Annotated in this window: 16 protein-coding genes; 10 read left to right on the top strand and 6 right to left on the bottom strand. The window is 64.9% G+C overall.

Annotated elements, in window-relative coordinates; all coding sequences use genetic code 11:
- Positions 1 to 168 precede the first annotated feature (168 nt).
- The 6 genes from ACYVNQ_RS10760 to ACYVNQ_RS10735 all read left to right on the top strand — a co-directional run bounded on the left by ACYVNQ_RS10760 (position 169) and on the right by ACYVNQ_RS10735 (position 4,367).
- Positions 169 to 789 (top strand): glutathione S-transferase family protein, encoded by a 621-nt coding sequence (locus tag ACYVNQ_RS10760; protein WP_460902464.1) that lies wholly within the window; start codon positions 169 to 171, stop codon positions 787 to 789.
- A gap of 255 nt (positions 790 to 1,044) precedes the next feature.
- Positions 1,045 to 1,248 (top strand): hypothetical protein, encoded by a 204-nt coding sequence (locus ACYVNQ_RS10755; RefSeq protein WP_460902463.1) that lies wholly within the window; start codon positions 1,045 to 1,047, stop codon positions 1,246 to 1,248.
- Positions 1,249 to 1,467: 219 nt separating this feature from the next.
- Positions 1,468 to 2,865, top strand: coding sequence for an FAD-containing oxidoreductase (locus ACYVNQ_RS10750; protein ID WP_460902462.1), 1,398 nt, complete (start codon positions 1,468 to 1,470; stop codon positions 2,863 to 2,865).
- A 21-nt stretch (positions 2,866 to 2,886) separates the two neighbouring features.
- Positions 2,887 to 3,246 carry a cupin domain-containing protein gene (locus ACYVNQ_RS10745; protein ID WP_460902692.1) on the top strand — a complete coding sequence of 120 codons (360 nt, stop codon included), beginning with the start codon at positions 2,887 to 2,889 and terminating at the stop codon, positions 3,244 to 3,246.
- Positions 3,247 to 3,297: 51 nt separating this feature from the next.
- Entirely contained in the window at positions 3,298 to 3,780 is a 483-nt protein-coding gene (locus tag ACYVNQ_RS10740) for a metallophosphoesterase family protein (RefSeq protein WP_460902461.1), read from the top strand.
- A 224-nt stretch (positions 3,781 to 4,004) separates the two neighbouring features.
- Positions 4,005 to 4,367 (top strand): PRC-barrel domain-containing protein, encoded by a 363-nt coding sequence (locus ACYVNQ_RS10735; protein ID WP_460902691.1) that lies wholly within the window; start codon positions 4,005 to 4,007, stop codon positions 4,365 to 4,367.
- A gap of 157 nt (positions 4,368 to 4,524) precedes the next feature.
- On the opposite strand, the gene proP is transcribed toward ACYVNQ_RS10735, so the two are convergent.
- From proP to ACYVNQ_RS10710, 5 genes are all read right to left on the bottom strand, one after another.
- Entirely contained in the window at positions 4,525 to 5,994 is a 1,470-nt protein-coding gene (gene proP / locus ACYVNQ_RS10730; RefSeq protein ID WP_460902460.1) for a glycine betaine/L-proline transporter ProP, read from the bottom strand.
- A complete protein-coding gene (locus tag ACYVNQ_RS10725) occupies positions 5,960 to 6,331 on the bottom strand; it encodes a hypothetical protein (RefSeq protein WP_460902459.1) in 372 nt (123 codons plus the stop codon). Before ACYVNQ_RS10725 ends, proP begins: the two co-directional genes overlap by 35 nt.
- A gap of 396 nt (positions 6,332 to 6,727) precedes the next feature.
- Complete coding sequence (locus ACYVNQ_RS10720) at positions 6,728 to 7,003, bottom strand: oxidative damage protection protein (protein WP_460902458.1); 276 nt, start codon at positions 7,001 to 7,003, stop codon at positions 6,728 to 6,730.
- A 47-nt stretch (positions 7,004 to 7,050) separates the two neighbouring features.
- Positions 7,051 to 8,430 (bottom strand): amino-acid N-acetyltransferase, encoded by a 1,380-nt coding sequence (argA, locus tag ACYVNQ_RS10715; protein WP_460902457.1) that lies wholly within the window; start codon positions 8,428 to 8,430, stop codon positions 7,051 to 7,053.
- A 158-nt stretch (positions 8,431 to 8,588) separates the two neighbouring features.
- A complete protein-coding gene (locus ACYVNQ_RS10710) occupies positions 8,589 to 9,113 on the bottom strand; it encodes a hypothetical protein (RefSeq protein ID WP_460902456.1) in 525 nt (174 codons plus the stop codon).
- Between the two features lie 54 nt (positions 9,114 to 9,167).
- Between ACYVNQ_RS10710 and hrpA the strand changes: the two genes are divergently transcribed.
- Positions 9,168 to 13,190: an ATP-dependent RNA helicase HrpA gene (gene hrpA, locus ACYVNQ_RS10705; protein WP_460902455.1), complete on the top strand. Its 4,023-nt coding sequence runs from the start codon at positions 9,168 to 9,170 to the stop codon at positions 13,188 to 13,190.
- Between the two features lie 211 nt (positions 13,191 to 13,401).
- Here hrpA and ACYVNQ_RS10700 read toward each other — a convergent pair whose 3' ends face one another.
- Entirely contained in the window at positions 13,402 to 15,699 is a 2,298-nt protein-coding gene (locus tag ACYVNQ_RS10700; RefSeq protein ID WP_460902454.1) for a YadA family autotransporter adhesin, read from the bottom strand.
- A 522-nt stretch (positions 15,700 to 16,221) separates the two neighbouring features.
- On the opposite strand from ACYVNQ_RS10700, the gene ACYVNQ_RS10695 reads away from it, so the two are divergent.
- From ACYVNQ_RS10695 to ACYVNQ_RS10685, 3 genes are all read left to right on the top strand, one after another.
- Positions 16,222 to 17,259 carry a YVTN family beta-propeller repeat protein gene (locus tag ACYVNQ_RS10695; RefSeq protein ID WP_460902453.1) on the top strand — a complete coding sequence of 346 codons (1,038 nt, stop codon included), beginning with the start codon at positions 16,222 to 16,224 and terminating at the stop codon, positions 17,257 to 17,259.
- A gap of 133 nt (positions 17,260 to 17,392) precedes the next feature.
- Positions 17,393 to 18,391 carry a sterol desaturase family protein gene (locus ACYVNQ_RS10690; protein WP_460902452.1) on the top strand — a complete coding sequence of 333 codons (999 nt, stop codon included), beginning with the start codon at positions 17,393 to 17,395 and terminating at the stop codon, positions 18,389 to 18,391.
- Positions 18,392 to 18,705: 314 nt separating this feature from the next.
- Positions 18,706 to 19,536 carry an EI24 domain-containing protein gene (locus ACYVNQ_RS10685; RefSeq protein WP_460902451.1) on the top strand — a complete coding sequence of 277 codons (831 nt, stop codon included), beginning with the start codon at positions 18,706 to 18,708 and terminating at the stop codon, positions 19,534 to 19,536.
- The last annotated feature ends 40 nt before the right edge of the window (positions 19,537 to 19,576 follow it).

Raw genomic sequence — 19,576 nt, 5'->3', positions numbered from 1 at the left:
CCGCCCGCTTCTGCGCCGTGGCCACCGTCTCGCGGATTCGATGAGACCGCGGTCAAGAGGCAATATCAAATCCCTAGGGCGGGGCAGGGGCGCCACGTTGTAAAGTACCTGCTCCATCGCGCACCCATGCGCGCTCCCAAAGAATCACTTTCGACGGAGCATCAAAAAATGCAATTGATCGGTATGCTCGATTCGCCGTTTGTGCGTCGTGTCGCGATTTCGCTCGCGACATACGGCATTCCATACGAGCATCGCGCGTTATCGGTATTTCGTCACTTCGACGAATTTGCGCGGATCAATCCAGCCATCAAGGCGCCGACGCTCGTGATGGACGACGGCACGACCCTGATCGACTCGTCGCTGATTCTCGAATATCTCGAACGCATGGCGGCGCCGGAGCGACGCTTGATGCCGCAGGACCCTGGCGCCCAGGTAAAGGCGCTGCATCTGATCGGCTTCGCGCTCGCCGCATGCGAGAAGACCATGCATGACGTATACGAAACCCTGCTGCGGCCGGCGGAAAAGCGCCATGAACCGTGGCTTGAACGCGTACAGCAGCAATTGCACGGTGCGTATGGTCAACTGGAAGCCGCGCTGGCTGCTCCGCGCAGCACCAGCTGGCTGCTCGGCGAACGCGTGATGCAACCCGACATCACGGTTGCGATTGCATGGCGCTTCACGCAGTACATGCTGCCGGGTGTCGTGGATCCCGCGCGCTATCCGGCGCTGGTCGCTTTTTCGGCACGCGCGGAAGCCTTGCCGGAATTCGTCGCGACACCGCTGGAGTGACTTCGCGCGGCGCCGCAACGGTGCTTGCCCTTGACGGCACGATCGCGCGCGCGGCGCTACACCAGTTCGATGTGCCGATGTGGCAGTTCGACTGCACCGCTGCGACAATCGCGCGCCGATTGTTATCGGCACGCGACAAGTGACTTCGTTTTTTGGGCATTTATCCGGGCCAGCCCGATCCGTACAATCCATCCCATCGAATAGTCATGCGCGGCGCTGCTTCACCACAGCGCCGCGCCTCTTTTGGGAACCATCATGAAAGCATTGATCGAACGTCAGCTGTACCACCCTGCGGTGGTGCTGCCGATGCTGTCGCTGATGCAACTGATGGTGTCGACCGATTTCAATCTGGGCCAGGTCGGCGCCGTTGTTGCGGCGAATGGCGCACGCGCCGCACTGCAGCGCTCGCGTGAACTGATTTGTCACATGCATTGTTCGTCCGCGCAGGGTTTGCATTGAATCATCCGTAGTTTTTGCAATTGTCAGTCCGGCTACCGCCGGCAATCAGCAGAGAATCCGGGCGCCACGAGCGCCCGGTTTTCGTTTGGGCGGCGTTGCCGGCCCAGTGCTGTCCCACTGTCTCATGCCGTCTCATGCCGCTTTGCTCCGCTCGTCTGCCGCATGCATCGGCGAAGGGTAAGATGTCCCGGATCCGCCACCACGTTCCGGAGACCCGCCATGCCTCACCAGCATTTCGACGCAATCGTGATCGGTACGGGACAAGGCGGTTCGCCCCTTGCCGTGCGCCTCGGCCAAAGTGGCCGCAAGACTGCGATCGTCGAGCGCGAACTGTTCGGCGGCACCTGCGTGAACGTCGGCTGCACACCGACTAAGGCCTATGTCGCCAGCGCGCGCACCGCGCACGTTGCGCGCCATGCGGCCGAATATGGCGTGCAGGTGAGCGGCGCGATCAGCGTCGATCTCGCAAAGGTGAAGGCGCGCAAGGACGTCATCATCGGGCAGTCGCGCACCGGTGTCGAAAAGTGGCTGCGCGGTACCGACAACGTCAGCGTATTCACCGGCCATGCGCGCTTTACCGCGCCGCGCAGGTTCGCGATTCACGATCGCGATAGCGGCGCAGTCAATACCGAACTCGAAGCCGACGAAGTGTTTCTGAACACCGGCACGCGCCCGGTCATTCCGCAGCTCGATGGTCTCGAGCGCATTCGCTACTACACCAATTCGTCGTTGCTCGATCTGACCGACCTGCCTGAGCATCTGGCGATTGTCGGCGGCAGTTATATCGCGCTCGAGTTCGCGCAGATCTTTCGCCGCTTCGGCAGCCGCGTGACCGTACTGGTGCGCGGTGAGCGCGTGCTCGCACGCGAAGACGCGGACTTCGCGAAAGAAGTGCAGAAGGTGCTTGCGCGCGAGGGTGTCGAATTTCGCCTCAACACCGAGCCCGTGCGTGTCGAGCCGCTGCCGGACGACGGCGTGCGCATCGCGGTTGCGCAGGGCGCGGGCATCGACGCATCGCATCTGCTGTTCGCGACCGGCCGCCGGCCGAATACCGATGATCTCGGGCTCGACCTCGCAGGCATCGAAACGGACCGGCACGGCATGATTCCGGTGGACGGGCAGTTGCGCACCCACGCGCCGAACGTCTGGGCGATCGGCGATATCAACGGGCGTGGCGCGTTCACGCATACCTCGTACGACGATTTCCAGATCGTCGCGGCCAATCTGCTCGACGGTGGCTCGCGCAGCGCCGACGAACGCATCATGGCGTACGCGGTGTTCGTCGATCCGCCGTTTGCGCGCGTCGGCATGTCGGAAAGCGAAGTGCGCGCGTCCGGCCGCGCGGCGCTGATTGCGACGATGCCGATGACGCGCGTGGGCCGCGCACGCGAGCGTGGCGAAACCGACGGCTTCATGAAGGCACTGGTCGATGCGCAAACGAAGCAGATTCTCGGTGCGACGATACTCGGTGTCGAAGGGGACGAGGCGATTCACACCTTCATCGACATCATGACGGCACGCGCGCCGTATCCGACACTGCAATACGCGATGCATATTCACCCGACGATCAGCGAGCTGGTGCCGACGCTGCTCGATGGCCTCAAACCGCTCGTCTGAACGAGGTTGCTGTTGAACGCATTGTCCGGCCGTTTCGGTAACCTTTACAGCGCCGTCAAACATGGTGTGGAAGAGCACGTCGATGTGCTCGTCGCACGCGGCGAGTTGACCGTCGAGCGCATCGTTTCGATGGGCCATGCCAGCCCGATAGACTTCTGGTACGACAGCCCGCGCGCCGAATGGGTCGTGCTGCTGTCGGGCGCGGCCCGGCTGGAGTTCGAACATGTTGCGATACATCACGAAATGCACCCCGGCGACTATGTGTTGATCGATGCGCATCGCCGTCATCGCGTTGCATGGACAGATCCTGACACGCCGAGCGTGTGGCTGACCATCTACCATTCGGCCGATCTCGACAACGCCGAACCTGATCGCCGATAATCAGCCGCAGTGCAGAAACATCTGATCAGCGAGTAACGAGGCGTTCACGCCATGACATCGATGAAATCGTCCACCGCACGCATCGGCCTGATTTCGGATACGCACAACCTGGTGCGGCCTGAGGCGCTTGCGCATCTGTCCGGTTGCGATGCGATCGTGCATGCGGGCGATATCTGCGAGCCCGGCGTGCTCGAGGCGCTGCGCAAAATCGCGCCGGTCACCGCCGTGCGCGGCAATAACGACGGCGGCGCATGGGCTGCCGCTTTGCCGGTGCATACCACGCTCACGGTGCAGGGCGTGAAGATCTTCGTCGTGCACGGTATTGCCGACGTGCCGGCGAATCTGCCGCGCGACGGTGTGCGGGTGGTGGTCACCGGGCATTCGCATAAGCCGCGCATCGACGAGCGCGATGGCGTGTTGTTCGTCAATCCGGGCAGTGCGGGGCCACGTCGGTTCACGCTGCCGATCTCGGCCGGGTTGTTGCTGATCGAAGACGGCGCCGCGCGCGCGACGGTTCATACGCTCGTGCCTTGAGCTGTGTGCGTCCATGTTGTGTGCCACTCGTGCTACGCGTTCTCTCACGCGCTCGCCGCGGCACGTGCCTTGCTATCCATCAAGGTAAAAAGGCGGCATCGAAAATCGCTGCCCGCGCCGAACGGGTGTGCGGTCCGCCGGTTCATTGATCATTTGCGCCGGGTTGGGCGCATCAGGGAGGAACCATGATCCAGCGGCCAGTAAAGGTGATTCTTGCGTGTGTCATGGCAACGGCCGTGACAGGCGGCGCAGGCGACGCATTTGCGCAGGGCGCAGCCCAGTCGGTCACCGAACGTCGTGTCGACGTAGTGCAGATGGGCGCAGGCTTTCGCGCATCGAAGCTAAGTGGAGCGACGGTTTATAACCGCGATAAGGAGCGCATCGGCACCATCGACGATCTGATCCTGTCGCCTGCCGAGCGCAATGCGTTCGCGATTCTGTCGGTAGGCGGTTTTCTCGGTATGGGCAAGCATTACGTCGCGGTGCCGTTCAGCAGCCTGCAGATCAGCAATAAGGAGGTCCTGCTGCCGGACGCAACGAAGACGTCGCTGGAAGCGCTGCCTGAATTCAAGTACGCGCCGGATTGAAGCACGGCGCGTGGCGGCGAACAAAAAAACGGGGCAGTCGCGCGTGCTGCGCAGACTGCCCCGTTCCATTTCCAATCCATCTCGCCAGCACCTTGCGCCCGCTCGCATAGCCGGGCGCCGGTGCAGCGCGATGCGCGCCGTTATCCCGCGCTGAACATCAAGCCCGTACCGCAGCCGTCGCTACGTACGCGTCGTCGAGTTCCTCCGCTTCACGCTGGCCGCGCAGTACCGCATGCGCTTCCGCACGCGTCGCCACGCACGGTGCAGACCCGAGCAGCGGCTTCTTCGCGGTTTCGCGCAGCGCGAGCACCGACACGATACCGATCAGCGAAGCACCCATCAGGTAATACGCCGGCATCATCAGGTTGCCGCTACGCTCGACCAGCCACGCGGCGACCAGCGGCGTCGTGCCGCCGAACAGCGACACCGACACGTTAAAGCCGATCGCCAGCGCGCCATAACGGATCCGGGTCGGAAACAGCGCCGGCAGTGCCGAAGGCATCACGCCGGTGAAGGTCGACAGCAGCGCGCCGAGAATCAGCAGCCCGCCGAACACCGGCAGTACCGTACCCATGCGGATCAGCAGCAGCGCCGGAATCGACAGCAGGAACAGGCCTACGCAGCCCGCCAGCATCACCGGCTTGCGGCCGATCGCATCGGACAGGCGTCCGGCGAACAGCGTCATCGGCATCATCAGCACCATCACGAGCAGCACGAGGAACAGGCCGTGCGTTTCGTTGAAGTGGAGCGTCGCCGACAGATAGCTCGGCAGATACGACAGCGCCATGTAGTCGGTCACGTTGAAGATCAGCACGAGGCCGACGCACAGCAGCAACGGCTTCCATTGCTGCACGAACAACTCGCGCAACGTCTGTTTGGGGCGCGCCTTGTCCTCAGCTTCGCGGGCTTCGGCCTCGCGTTTGAACGCAGGCGTTTCCTCCAGCTTCATCCGGATGTACAGCCCGACCAGACCGAGCGGCCCGGCGATCATGAACGGCACACGCCAGCCCCACGACAGCAGCTGATCCTGCGACAGCGTCGCGGTCAGCACAGCTACCGTGCCCGCACCGAGGATATAGCCGACCAGGGTGCCGAACTCGAGGAAGCTGCCCATAAAGCCGCGCCGGCGGTCGGTCGAGAATTCCGCGATGAAGGTCGCGGCGCCGCCGTATTCTCCGCCGGTCGAGAAGCCCTGCACGAGGCGCGCGACCAGCAGCAGCACCGGCGCGAGCATGCCGATCGACCCATAACTCGGAATCAGGCCGATCGCGAAGGTGCCGACCGCCATCATGATCATCGTCATCGCGAGCACGCGCTGGCGGCCGATCCGGTCGCCTAGCGGCCCGAACACCATGCCGCCGATCGGCCGCACCAGAAATGCCGCGGCGAAGGTGCCGAAGGTGGCGATCAGCTGTGCGGAGGGGCTGCTCGACGGAAAGAACACTTTGCCGAGCGTGACGGCGATGTAGCTGTACACGCCGAAGTCGAACCATTCCATCGCATTACCGAGGGCCATGGCGCCGACGGCGCGTTTGAGGAGGCTGTTGTCGACGATCGTGATGTCGTCGAACGAGAGACGCTTTTCGTTATCGTTATTTCGCCAGAAGCCGTTGCTGGAAGCGGTCAAGGTAAAAATCTCCAATGACGGCGGCCGAACGCATGAGCGTTAAGCCACGGGTGCTGGGGAAGTGCGGTTTCGTCGACGGCCGGCTTGGGCGGTTAGGCCTGCACAGGCGTAAAAAGAAACGCCGGTGCATCGCGCAGGTCGTCGCGAAAGTGCACTTGTTCAGGTACTGCTGCAGGGTTGCATCCGCTTGGCCTTGCTGGGGGGCAGATGCAGGATGGTGCTGGCAACTGGCACGAACCGCGTGCTCGAAGCGCGCGGCGGTGCGGCGAATTGCGATGCGCCGTTGAGAAGCTGAAACGAAAAAGGCCGGTGCTGCGCGAGCCTTCTTGTTGAACAACTGGCCGGTACGTACCGGTGAAACCGGGCGCGAGATTGACAACCACGCACACGCGGTTACGGCCGATTCTTAACCAGGCCGCGAAAATGAAGGTGAATTACTGTTAAAACGATGAACATGATAGCACGATGGCCGAGGTTCGCGCAAACCGCGTTCCCGCCTGTCGTTATGCGCGACAGCTGGCGGAGGCTGTCTCCCTTGTGGGACGGGGCAGACAGCGGTTTTCGGGGTAGCCCGGAAAATGGCGTGCAAACATTGCCGCGGCCGAAAAATATCGAAAAAAAATCCGCGCAAAAATGCGCGGATCGATGTTCTGCGATGAGGTACGAGGGGTCAGGGTGAGGTGGGCAATTCCCGTGGCGCCATCGCCATGCGCCCGCTTCCCGGCCCCGGTTCCTAGCCCTGCGACGGCGGCACGTAGCCCTGAGCCTGATCGGCGCCTTCGCCGAAGAAGAACTTCTCGGTCTGCTTCATCAGATACTGGCGCGCGCGCGGGTCGGCCATATTCAGGCGGTTCTCGTTGATCAGCATCGTCTGCTGCTTGAGCCATGCCTGCCAGGCTTCCTTCGATACACCTTCATAAATCCGCTTGCCGAGTTCGCCCGGCAGCGGCGGGAAATCGAGGCCTTCGGCTTCCTTGCCGAGTTTCGTGCATTGAACCATGCGAGCCATGCTTTGCTTCTCCTGTAATCGATGTGGGGCAGTGCGCTGCGGTGCGCTTACAGCTGTTTCATCAGCACGAGCGACTTGCGCTGCCAGTTATAAAGGCGGCGGCGGTCTTCGGGCAGGTCGTCGACGCTGACCTTGACGAAGCCGCGCTTCAGGAACCAGTGTTCGGTGCGCGTGGTGAGCACGAAAATGCGGTTCAGCCCGCGGGCGCGCGAGCGCTGCTCGATGCGGCGCAACAGCCGTTCGCCGTCGCCCACGCCCTGTGCTTCCGGCGACACCGTCAGGCACGCCATTTCGCCGATGCGCTCCTGCGGGTACGCATATAGCGCCGCGCAGCCGAACAGTACGCCATCGTGCTCGATCACCGAGAAATGGTCGATGTCGCGCTCGATCTGATGGCGGCCGCGCCGCACCAGCGTGCCGTCGCTCTCGAGCGGTTCAATTAGCGTCAGGATGCCGCCGACGTCGTCCGGCGTTGCTTCGCGCAGGCTCTCGAGGTTCTCGTACGAGATCATCGTGCCGACGCCGTCGTGCAGGAACAGCTCGAGCAGCAGGCTGCCGTCGAGCGAATACGGGATGATGTGCGCCCGCGTCACGCCGCCACGGCACGCGCGGATCGAATGCTTCAGGTAGAAGGCCGCGTCGCCCTGCACCTCGCCGCTTTCCTGCAGCCGGTAGGCGTCGTCGAGCGACAGCTCGCGGATCAGGTCGCCATCCTGGTACAAGCCTTCGGTTTCGGTCAGGAACACCAGTTTGTCGGCGCGCAGCGCGATCGCGGCGGCCGACGCGACGTCTTCCATCGCGAGATTGAACGCCTCGCCGGTGGGCGAAAAGCCAAGCGGCGACAGCAGCACAAGCTTGCGGCTCGCGAGCGAATGGCGGATCGACTCGGCATCGATCTTGCGCACCACGCCGGTATGCTGGAAATCGACGCCATCGAGAATGCCGACCGGCCGCGCGGTGACGAAGTTGCCGGACACGACGCTGATGTGTGCGTGCGCCATCGGTGTGTTCGGCAGACCCTGGCTGATCGCGGCCTCGATGTCGAGACGCACTTCGCCGGCGGCTTCTTTGGCGGACTCGAGCGCGCGGGCATCGGTGATGCGCATGCCTTGCGAAAATTCGGATTGCACGCCGTGCAGGCTCATCTGTTCTTCGACCTGCGGGCGCGAGCCGTGCACCAGCACGATCTGGATGCCCATTGCCTGCAACAGCGCGATGTCGGACACCAGTGCGTTAAGCAGGCCCTGATGCACGACCTCGCCGCCGAAACCGACGACAAAGATCTTGTTGTAGAACTTGTGGATGTACGGCGCGACCGATCGCATCCAGTCGACAAATTGCGCATGCTGGTCGGGACTGGCGATCGCGCCACCGGTCGGGGCCGGCGAGCTCGCGGAGGCGGGGACGAGGTCGGTTTGAGAATTCATGCCCGGGATTATAATGCGCCCCCATGTCGAATGTACCCAAAAGACCTGCTGGTTCTGACGTGAAAACGACGCCCGCAAGCGAGCGTGAACAGAATGCCGAGACGCGCGGCGGCGCGGCGCATGGTGTTGCACCTGAAGAGGGCGGCGCGGCGCGCGCGTTACGCAACGTGTCCGGGCCTGCGCCGGCGCCTGATTCTGCGGCTGCGCAAGGCCGTCCCGCTGGCGCGGCGCCGGTGCGCAACGAGCGCGGGGCAAGCCATGCGCCCACACCGGGCACGCAGCCGCACGACGGCGAGCGACGGGCCGCGCAGACGCAGCAGCGCGGTGGCGAGCGGCAGGGTGCGCAGACGCAGCAGCGCGGTGACGAGCGGCAGGGTGCGCAGACGCATCAGCGCGGTGGCGAGCGCCAGACCGCGCAGACGCATCAGCATCAGCATCAGCATCAGCATCAGCATCAGCATCAGCATCAGCATCAGCATCAGCATCAGCATGGCGAGCGTAGCTCCGCCGCGCGCGGCGACGAGACCCGCGGCGCATCTGCGCCACGCGGCCGGCAGAACGACGGGCAACGCAAGCCGCAGCACCGCGACGGTGCGCCCGCGCAGCGTGCTGCGGACGCTCCGGCCAACGCTGCGCCGGCGCACGGCGCAGCGCGCAATGAGGCGAAGGCCGAGCGTGCTCAAGGTGAAGCGCGCAACGAGGCGGGCGCTTCGCCGCGTCCGCCGCGCCCACCACGAGTGCCGCGCGTCGTCGCACCCAACCCGATTCCGCCGATCACGTTTCCCGAAGCGCTGCCCGTGTCGGGCCGGCGCGACGAAATCGCGCGTGCGATCGCCGGCCATCAAGTGGTGATCGTCAGCGGCGAAACCGGCTCCGGTAAAACCACCCAGCTGCCGAAAATCTGTCTGACGCTCGGCCGCGGCCTCGGCGCGGGCGGCAGCGGGCTGATCGGCCACACGCAGCCGCGCCGTATCGCGGCGTCGGCCACCGGCCGGCGCATCGCCGAAGAGCTCGGCACGCCGTTCGGCGAGGTGGTCGGCTATAAGGTGCGCTTCACCGACAATCTCGCGCCCGGCGCGTCGGTCAAGCTGATGACCGACGGTATCCTGCTCGCCGAGACGCAGACCGATCCGTTGCTGAAGGCCTACGACACGCTGATCATCGACGAGGCGCACGAGCGCAGCCTGAACATCGATTTTCTGCTCGGCTATCTAAAAGAGATCCTGCCGAAGCGTCCGGACCTGAAGCTGATCGTGACTTCCGCGACGATCGATGCCGAACGTTTCGCGCGCCATTTCGGCAGCGACGACAAGCCGGCGCCGGTCATCGAGGTCAGCGGCCGGCTATATCCGGTCGAGCTGCGCTACCGCCCGGTGGCCGAAGAGAGCGCCGCGGTGAAGTCCGCGCAAGGCACGCCGCTGCGCGAGCGCGCCAAGTCGCAGCGCGAGACCGACCGCGACCTGATCGACGCGATTGTCGACGCGGCCGACGAACTGTGCCGCGAAGGCCCCGGCGACGTGCTGGTATTCCTGCCCGGCGAGCGCGAAATCCGCGATGCGGCGGAGGCGCTGCGCAAACACCATCCGCCGCACACTGAAATCCTGCCGCTGTTCGCGCGGCTTTCCGCGGCGGAGCAGGAGCGCGTGTTCCGGCCGTCGAACGCGCGGCGCATCGTGCTGGCGACCAACGTCGCCGAGACTTCGCTGACGGTGCCCGGCATCCGCTACGTGGTCGACACAGGTCTGGCGCGCGTGAAGCGCTATTCGTATCGCAACAAGGTCGAGCAACTGCAGGTCGAGTCGATTTCGCAGGCGGCGGCGAACCAGCGCGCCGGGCGGTGCGGGCGCGTGGCCGACGGCATCTGTATCCGTCTCTACGAGGAGACCGATTTCGCGGCGCGGGTGCGCTTCACCGACCCGGAAATCCTGCGTTCGTCGCTGGCCGCCGTGATTCTGCGGATGAAGTCGCTGCACCTGACGGCGATCGAAACGTTCCCGTTCATCGAGCCGCCGCCGGGCCGCGCGATCGCCGATGGTTACCAGTTGCTGAACGAACTCGGCGCCGTCGACGACGACAACGCGCTGACGCCGCTTGGCCGCGAACTCGCGCGCCTGCCGCTCGATCCGCGCATTGGCCGCATGATTCTCGCCGCGCGCGACCAGCAGGCGCTGCGCGAAGTGCTGATCATCGCGAGCGCGCTGTCGGTGCAGGACCCGCGCGACCGGCCGATCGAAGCGCAGGAGCAGGCCGACCAGGCGCACCGCCGGTTCGCCGACGAGCGCTCCGAGTTTATGCAGTGGCCGAAAATCTGGGCGTGGTTCGACGAAGCGATCGAGCACAAGAAGTCGAACCGGCAGTTGGGCGATGCGTGCCGCGAGAATTTCCTGTCGCAGCTGCGGCTGCGCGAATGGCGCGACGTGCATTCGCAACTGTTGACGGTGGTGCGCGAGCACGGCTGGCGGCTCAACGAAAGCGAAGCGACCTTCGAGCAGATCCATCTCGCGCTGCTGACCGGTCTGCTCGGCAATCTCGGCATGAAGGCGGATGACGAGCCGCATTATCTCGGCGCGCGCGGCATCAAATTTTATCTGTGGCCGGGCTCGCCGCTCGTGAAGAAAGCCGGGCGCTGGGTGATGGCGGGGGAACTGGTCGAAACCAGCCGGCTCTACGCGCGAGGCATCGCGAAGATCGAGCCGGAGTGGGTCGAGCGGGTCGGCTCGCATTTGCTGAAGAAATCGCTGTCGGAGCCGCATTGGGAAAAGCGCGCGGCGCAGGTCAGCGCGTTCGAGCGCGCGATGCTTTATGGGCTGACGATCTATCAGCGGCGGCGCGTCGCGTTCGGCCGGCAGGATCCGGCGCGGGCGCGCGAGCTGTTCATTCGCGGCGCGCTGGTTGAAGGCGAGTTCGACACGAAGCTGGCGTTCTTCGCGCACAACCGCAAGCTGCTCGCCGAGATCGAGCAGCTGGAACACAAGTCGCGCCGCCAGGATGTGCTGGTCGACGATGAGCTGATTTTTGGTTTTTACGACGAAGCGATTCCTCAAGGTATCTACTCCGGTGCGGCGTTCGAGCGCTGGTATCGCGACGAGCTGAAGCAGGGCGGCCAGCCGGAAGACAAGCTGCGCCTGTTGTATCTGTCGCGCGACGACCTGATGCGGCACGAAGCGGCCGGCGTGACGACCGATCTGTTTCCAAAGCGGGCGACCATGGCCGGCGTCGAGATGGGGCTGACCTATCACTTCGAGCCCGGTTCGCCGCGCGACGGCGTGACGCTGGCCGTGCCGCTGTACGCGCTGAACCAGGTCGATGCGCGGCGCGTGGAATGGCTGGTGCCGGGCATGCTGAAGGAGAAGGCGCAATTGCTGCTGAAGTCGCTGCCGCAAAAGCTGCGCCGGCATTGCGTGCCATTGCCGCAATACGCGGCGGGCTTCGCGGAGCGCAACGGCGGACCGCGCTTCGGTGCGGGCGGCCTGGTCGACGCGCTGATCGCCGACGTGCGCGGCGAGACGCAGGTCGCGCTGAAGCAGGCGGACTTCAAGCTCGAGACGCTGCCGGCGCACCTGTTTATGAACTTCAAGGTGATCGACGAGCACGGCCGGCAGCTGGCGATGGGCCGCAACCTCGCGCAACTGCGTGCGGAGCTGGGCGGCGAGGCGCAGCAGCAGTTTCAGAAGATCGCGGCGAGTGCGACGCTGGTCGATCAGACTGGCGATGCGCTGGCGCGTGGCGGCGATGGGCGGGCGGCGGGCGGTGCTGCGGCTGGGGCCGCAGGTGGTGGTGGTGCGAGCGGCGGCCGTGGCGCGTCGGCGGCTGCGCCGACCGGGTCGCGCCATGCAGCGGCAGCGCCGCAAACCGCGTCGCAGGGCGCGGGCGGTGCGAGCAGCGCGGGTGGCGCAGCCGGTACCGCGCTGTATGAAAACCTGACGACATGGAATTTCGGCAAGTTGCCCGAGTTGCTCGAAATCCGCCGACGTGGCCAGACGCTGTTCGGTTACCCCGCGCTGGTCGACCGCGGCGCGCACTGCGACGTCGAAGTATTCGATTCGCCGGACGAAGCCGCGCGGATCCATCGCGCGGGCTTGCGACGGCTGTTCGCGCTGCAATTGCGCGAGCCGATCCGCTATCTCGAGAAGAACCTGCCGGGTTTGCGTGAAATGTCGATGCAGTTCATGGCACGCGCGACGCAGGAGGAACTGCGCGATCAACTGATCGACATGACGCTCGATCGCGCCTGCCTGCAATCTCCGCTGCCCGACGACGACGCCAGTTTCCACGCGCGCCGCGACGAGGGGCGCAGCCGTTTGACGCTGCTTGCGCAGGAGATCGCGCGGCTGGTGGGACTGATTCTGACCGAGTACGCGGCGCTGCAGAAGAAGCTGGCGCAGGCGAAGCCGTTCGCCGCGGCATACGCGGATTTGCAGAACCAGCTCGATGCGTTGATCGGCAAGCGCTTTATCGTCGATACGCCGTATGTGCAGTTGGCACATTTTCCGCGTTACCTGAAGGCGATCGGCTTGCGGATCGACAAGCTGAAAGCCGATTCGGCACGCGACGCACGGCAGATGGCCGAGATTCAGCCTTTGCTGCAGCATTATCAGCGCGCGCTGGCGCAGCGCGGCGGGGTGATGGATGCGCGGCTGGTGGAGTTCCGCTGGCTGCTCGAGGAACTGCGGGTGTCGCTGTTTGCGCAGGAGCTGCGCACGCCGATGCCGGTTTCGGTCAAGCGTCTGCATAAGGTTTGGGAGTCGATGCAGCGTTGAGGGAGTGGAGGTGGGGGAGCCCGCGCGTGGGGAGTCGGCGCGGGCTTGGGGCTCAGGCTTCGTGCTTTGATTTCACGCTCGAGCATCGCACCCGTGCATCAGACCCGGTTGCACGGGCCGACTGGCCTGCGCCGCGCGGGCCGGGACGCGCAAAACAATCGCGCGCCCGTTGCATGCGCCGTACCGCGCCACCTTTGCCTGTGCCGCGTGCCTACCAATGCACGCCAGCACCCAGCGCGGCACCCACATCGCCGCGCGAGCTCGCCGTGCCCTGTGCCTTGTAAGCCCACTTGCCGTCATCCGACAGTTGTGACACGCCGAGCGCAAACGCTGATTGTCCACCGTATGTGCCACCGGCGAACGCCACCATGCCATGCCCCGGCTGCACCGATTGCGGCAATGCCGCTACTGCCAGCGCCGCGGCCGCGCCGCCGTTGGCATCGCGTCGTGCCGAACGGACCTTGTCGTCGGTGTAGCTGTTTGCGGAGCTCAGCGCGCCCGCGCTGCTCTGGCGCAACTGGTTCAGATTGACCGCATCTGTACCTTGCACACCGGGTGCGACATGCGTGATCTGCCGCTCGCGGCCGTCCGCTCCGACCGACACGCTGTTTGCACGATCAGCGATCGAGCCATACCCGAGCGCAATCGAACCGTCCGCAAATGCACTCGCCGATCCTCCGAGCGCCACGGCATCGACCCCGCTTGCACGCGCGCTAGCGCCGAGTGCGACGGAATTCGAGTTTCCGGCGAACGCGCCGGCACCGAACGCGACCGCGCCAGCTCCGCTTGCTTGCGCGTTCGACCCTCCGGCTAACGCATTCGCGCCTGCCGCCTGCGCGTTGCTTCCGACTGCGACCGCGCCCGCTCCGCCAGCCGCGGCGCCCATCCCGACCGCAAGCGCGTTCGCGCTGCTCGCCGTCGCGTTTGCGCCAACGGCAACCGCACCCGTGCTGCTCGCCATTGCGCCCGCGCCGGCGGCCACGGCGTGCGAACCGCTTGCCAACGCGAACTCGCTTGCCGGATCGCCGTCTGCACTGAACAGCGGATCGGCCGCGCCGTTCACCGACACGTTGGCAACCGCACCGGCGACGATCGCCGTCAACTGGCCGAGATTGACCGCGTCGTGTGCATCGAGTGCATCGGCGACGTTGTGGATTTGCGTGCCGCCGCTCGCCGGGTCGCCATCGAGTGCGACGCTATCGTGGTTCGGCGAACCGTCCGTGTGGCGGTCGTAGACGAGTACGTCGTCGAGGCGCGCGGCCGCGGCGTCGATCTTGCTGTCGAGCGCCTTCAATTGCGCGACGTTCACTGCGTCGAAATCGCTCGCGCCCGGGGCGAGCCCGCTCAGCGTGCGATTGCCGACGTTGATCTCGCCGAGCGAAGACTGCGCTACGGACATGCCATATGCCGCATAGCCCGCCTGTGCGCCGACCAGCGTGGTCGAACCCGTGCCGAGCGCGATGCTGTTGTCGTGCAACGCGAACGCGTTGCTGCCAAGCGCAAGCGACGCCTTGCCGGACGCGCGCGCGTGCGCGCCCAGCGCGGCGGCATCGTCTGCAGCGCCGGAAAGCGCGCCCACGGCGACACTACCTTCACCCGCGGCGACAGCAAGGTGGCCGAGCGCCGCCGCATCCGTGCCAATCGCCGACGCGCTGGTGCCGAGCGCAGTCGCGCCGCTCTGTCCGGCTGCCGCGGACATGCCGACTGCGGTGGCATTGTCGGCGGCGCTCGCAAATGCACCGGCTGCGACTGAGCGCTCGCCTGCCGCCTGCGCGCCGTTGCCGATTGCGATCGCACGCGTGCCGGAAGCCACGGCGCTGTTGCCGAGCGCGATCGCAGCGAGCCCCGCGGCTTCGGCCAGATAGCCGGACGCGAGGGTGCCGTCGCTGAGCGCGTGCGCGCCGCCGCCGAGCGCTACTGCGCCGACGCCGTACGCGACAGAGGACGCGCCGAACGCCGCCGACGTGTCGCCGGTCGCGGCCGCATATGCACCGACTGCCGTCGAGTACCAGTCTGAGTGCGCTGCGACGCCTGCCGCAAAGGCCGCCCGCGCGCTCGCATACGATTGATCGCCGATCGCGATCGCATCTTCGCCGGTGGCATTCGCCTCATTGCCGAGCGCGATCGTGCCCCAGTCTGCGGCGGCCGCCAGGTTGCCGAGCGCGACCGAACGCGGGCCGCTCGCCTGCGCCTTCGCGCCCGCGGCCAGCGAGCGGCTGTTGGGTAGCGCGACGGCATCGTCGGAGCCGTCCTGCCTGCCGTCGGCATCGAAGTAGCGCGTGGCCGCCGTGCCTGCCGCGGCAACCGGGGCGGGCTGCGCCGCACCGAATGCGATGCAGCCCGCGAGCGCGAGTTGAGCCACGGTGAGCATGCGCGAGCGATGCCGCTGGTTGGTTCGCGGTTTCATGCGCACGCTCATTCGCGCATGCATTGCCGCGACCGGGGAGGGCAGCGTCTTGCGGCGCGTGCCGATGGGATTGTCGAAAATCGCTTTATTAGAATCTTTCATGCCTCGAATACTCCAGGTTGTGCCCCAGGCGGACGCCACGCGAGCGACGGCAGGCCGCACGCCACCCGAAAGCGCGCAAGGCGGACCTTGCGCGAGGACGGTGGCGTGCGTATGCGCCGCGAAAGCCAACGGATTCGCGTACGCCCGTGAACAGGCGGTTAACTGGGAGACGTGATTTTCCAGCGATATGCCGGGCGGCGATATGAGTTAACTCTTAAAATCGCATGAGACAAAAGTTATAGGACGATTCTTTTATTGTGATAATTAAAGGTCCTGCGCTTCGGACAATTATTAAAATGCCGCGATTCACTCAAATATAATCGAGCTCAAATCCGTAACTCGACCCGGCGCACGGCCGCGGATACTCGAAAACCCGCATATCCGCCCGACTTTTTTCCGATTCGCAAGCCTTCCGCGCAGTCTGTTGCGGCGGCGCGCCGCATTCAAGAATTCATGTTCCGTGTCAACTGCGGGCTGGCGCAAACGTTCTACAATGGCGGCTGTCTTCTGATTTGAATCTTCATGCGCAAATTCTCCTTTTCAGGCTTGACTCGCGGCTTGACTCACGGCTTGACTGGCAACTTCGCAGCAGGCGCAGCGTTGGCCGCAGCGGCAGTTATCTTTTCCCCGGCAGTTCACGCGAACAACGTGATCGTGCTCAATTCAGGCGAAGCGACGCTGAGCCTGATTGATGAGACGACGCGGCAAGTGGTCGATACGGTGCCCACCGGCAAGGAACCGCACCACCTGATGGCGACGCCCGACAACGCGTCGCTGATCGTCGCCAATTCGGTGTCGAACAATCTGCTGTTCGTCGACCCGAAAACCGGCAAGGTGCAGCGCTGGATCGAAAACATCGAAGACCCGTACCAGCTCGGTTTCTCGCCGGACCGCAAGTGGCTCGTCACCACCGGCCTGCGGCTCGACCGGCTCGACATCTATCACTTCGACGGCCGCAATCCCGAATTGGCCAAGCGTCTGCCGCTCGCCGTGATGCCCAGCCACATGGCGTTCACCGCCGATAGCAAAACCGTGTTCGTCACGCTGCAGGTGTCCGGCGAACTCGCGGCGGTCGATCTGCCGACGCAAACCGTCAAATGGAAAATGAAGCTCGGCAAGGTGCCGGCTGGCCTGTGGATGACGCCGGGCGAGAAGTACCTGCTGGTTGGCATGACCGGCGCCGATTACGTCGCGGTGGTCGACTGGCGCAACCAGAAAATCGTCAAGATGATCACCACCGGCAAGGGCGCGCACAACTTCCGCTCGCTGGCCGACGGCCGTCATGTGGCGGTGTCGAACCGCGTCGCGAACACCATCAGCATCCTCGACGAGGAAACGCTGACCAACGTCGGCGACATCACCGGCCTGATGCCCGGTCCCGACGACATGGAACTTTCGGCCGACAAGAAGTATCTGTGGGTAACGTTCCGCTTCGCGAAGCACATCGGCATCATCGACCTGACTTCGCGCAAGCTGATCCAGACGATTGCAGTGGGGCGTTCGCCGCACGGCATCTATTTTTACGATCGCGCGCCGTTGACGGCACCCAATGGCGCGTAATGTTGCACAAGCGTGGCCGATGCGCGGCACAGGCGTGACGCCCGCTTGGCACCGCGTGGCACCCGCGCAGCAATGCGAATCACACGCGCCGCGGCACTCGCGCAGCGCGTGAAGTTCGAGGTACAGCGAGCCCATGTTCCATCTGATTTTCTCCACACTCGATAGCGCGGTCTCGACGCTGCAGACCGCGTTGTACGAGAGCGTCGTGCAGCCGGCGCTGTTTCACTTCGGCCTGATGGACTACGACGAAGACACCTACGACAGCCTGTACTGGGTGATCGTCGGTGTGTTCGAGGTGCTCGCGATGTACGCGGTGCTGCGCCCGCTCGAAGCGTTGCGGCCAGCCGAGCAGTGGCAGGACCGCAAGGCGGTGCGGGTCGACGTGCTGTACACGTGGATCGCGAAGCTCGGCATTCTGAATCTGTTTTTCTTTTTCGCGCTGCAGCCGTTCTTCGATTCGGTGCAGGGTTGGCTGCGGCTGCACAACATCGCGAATCTCGAGATCGACAACCTGTGGCCGGGCGTCACGACGCAGCCGCTCGTTACGTTCGTGATCTATCTGCTGGTGATCGATTTCGCCGGCTATTGGTACCACCGCTGGGAGCATCGCTTCGGTATCTGGTGGGAACTGCATGCGGTGCATCACAGCCAGCGGCAGATGTCGCTGTGGGCCGACGACCGCAACCATCTGCTCGACGACCTGCTGCAAGCGTGTTTCTTCGCGGTGATCGCGCTGGTGATCGGCGTGCCGCCGTCGCAGTTCGTGGTGCTGGTGGCGATCACCAACCTCGCGCAAAGCGTGCAGCACGCGAATATCCGTCTGTACTACGGCTGGCTCGGCGAGCGTCTGCTGGTGAGCCCGACGTTCCATCGCCGCCATCACGCGATCGGCTACGGGCACGAAGGGCTCAAGTACGGCTGCAACTTCGGCGTGCTGTTTCCATGGTGGGACATGCTGTTCCGCAGCGTGTCGTGGAATCGCGAAATGGAGCCGACCGGTATTCGCGACCAGCTCGACGGCCATCTCTATGGCGACGGGTTCTTCGCACAGCATTGGCTGGCGTTCGTGCGCATCGCGAGGCGGCTCGCGCCGAAGCGGCGCGCGTCCGGTAGCGACGCTGCCGCGCTCTGAGCGACAGGAGGGGGGCCAGGCGGCTGGCGGCGCTTCCTCGGGTTCTTTTGAGCAGCCTCCATCCGCTTGTGGTTCGAGTTGCCCGGCTCGAAGCACCCACTGTGCCCTGCAAGCGTCGCGTTCCGCGTGTCTCGCCGCGCACCCGACGCACCGCATGGGCTCCGCCATCCCATCGCGTGAGCCTATCCCGCCCAAGCCGCACTCCATTCACACCGCAATTCCCCGCGTCGCGCCGCGTGGTTTATCCTTTCCACGTTCGCAGCGTTGCAAGCTGTCCAGAATCCTTTCACCGACACCCCTACACCTGACTCCGCATGAATGATCTGTTGCGCTCGTTCGGCCGCGCGCTTGCCAGCGTGCTTCATCCGCGCATGCTGTGGCTGACCTTCGTGCCGTTCGCCGCGGCGGCGATCGTCTGGGGCGTGATCCTGTGGTTCTCGTGGCAGACGCTGATCGGCGCGACGCGCGGCTGGCTCGAGGGCTGGCCGCTCACCACCACGCTCTATCGTCTGTTCGACTGGCTCGGTTTTTCGTCGCTGCACGCGGCGGTCGCGCCGTTTATCGTGATCGCCGTGGCGATTCCGCTGATCGTCGTATCGGTGGTGCTGCTGATCGCGACGCTGTCGATGCCCGCAGTAATCAAGCACCTGTCCGCGCGCCAGTTCCCGAGCCTCGAGATGCGGCGCGGCGGCAGCTTCGCCGGCAGCCTCGCGCATTCGTTGTGGACCACCTTTGTGTGCCTCGTGGTGCTCGTGATCACGCTGCCGCTGTGGCTGATTCCGCCGTTCTTCGCGCTGATTCCGCCGCTGCTGTGGGGCTGGCTCACCTACCGCGTGATGACGTACGACGCGCTCGCGCTGCACGCCAGCAGCGACGAGCGGCGCATTCTGGTCCGGCGGCACCGTTTGCCGCTACTGCTGATCGGCGTGGCGAGCGGCCTGCTCGGCTCGCTGCCGACGCTGCTGTGGGCGTCGTCGGTGTGGCTGATCGTGCTGTTCCCGGTGATGACCGCGGCGACCATCTGGATCTACGCGTTCATCCTCGTCTTCTCGGCGCTGTGGTTCGGCTACTACTGCTTGCGCGCGCTGCAGCGTTTGCGTGCGGAGCAGCAGGGCGCGCATGGCACGGCGGTGGTTCCTTACTGATCAACCCGGGCATTTCCCGGCACAACATCCTGCGAGGCGG

It is taken from the genome of Paraburkholderia jirisanensis (assembly GCF_054782355.1).
This window is presented reverse-complemented; position numbering and strand designations above follow the sequence as displayed.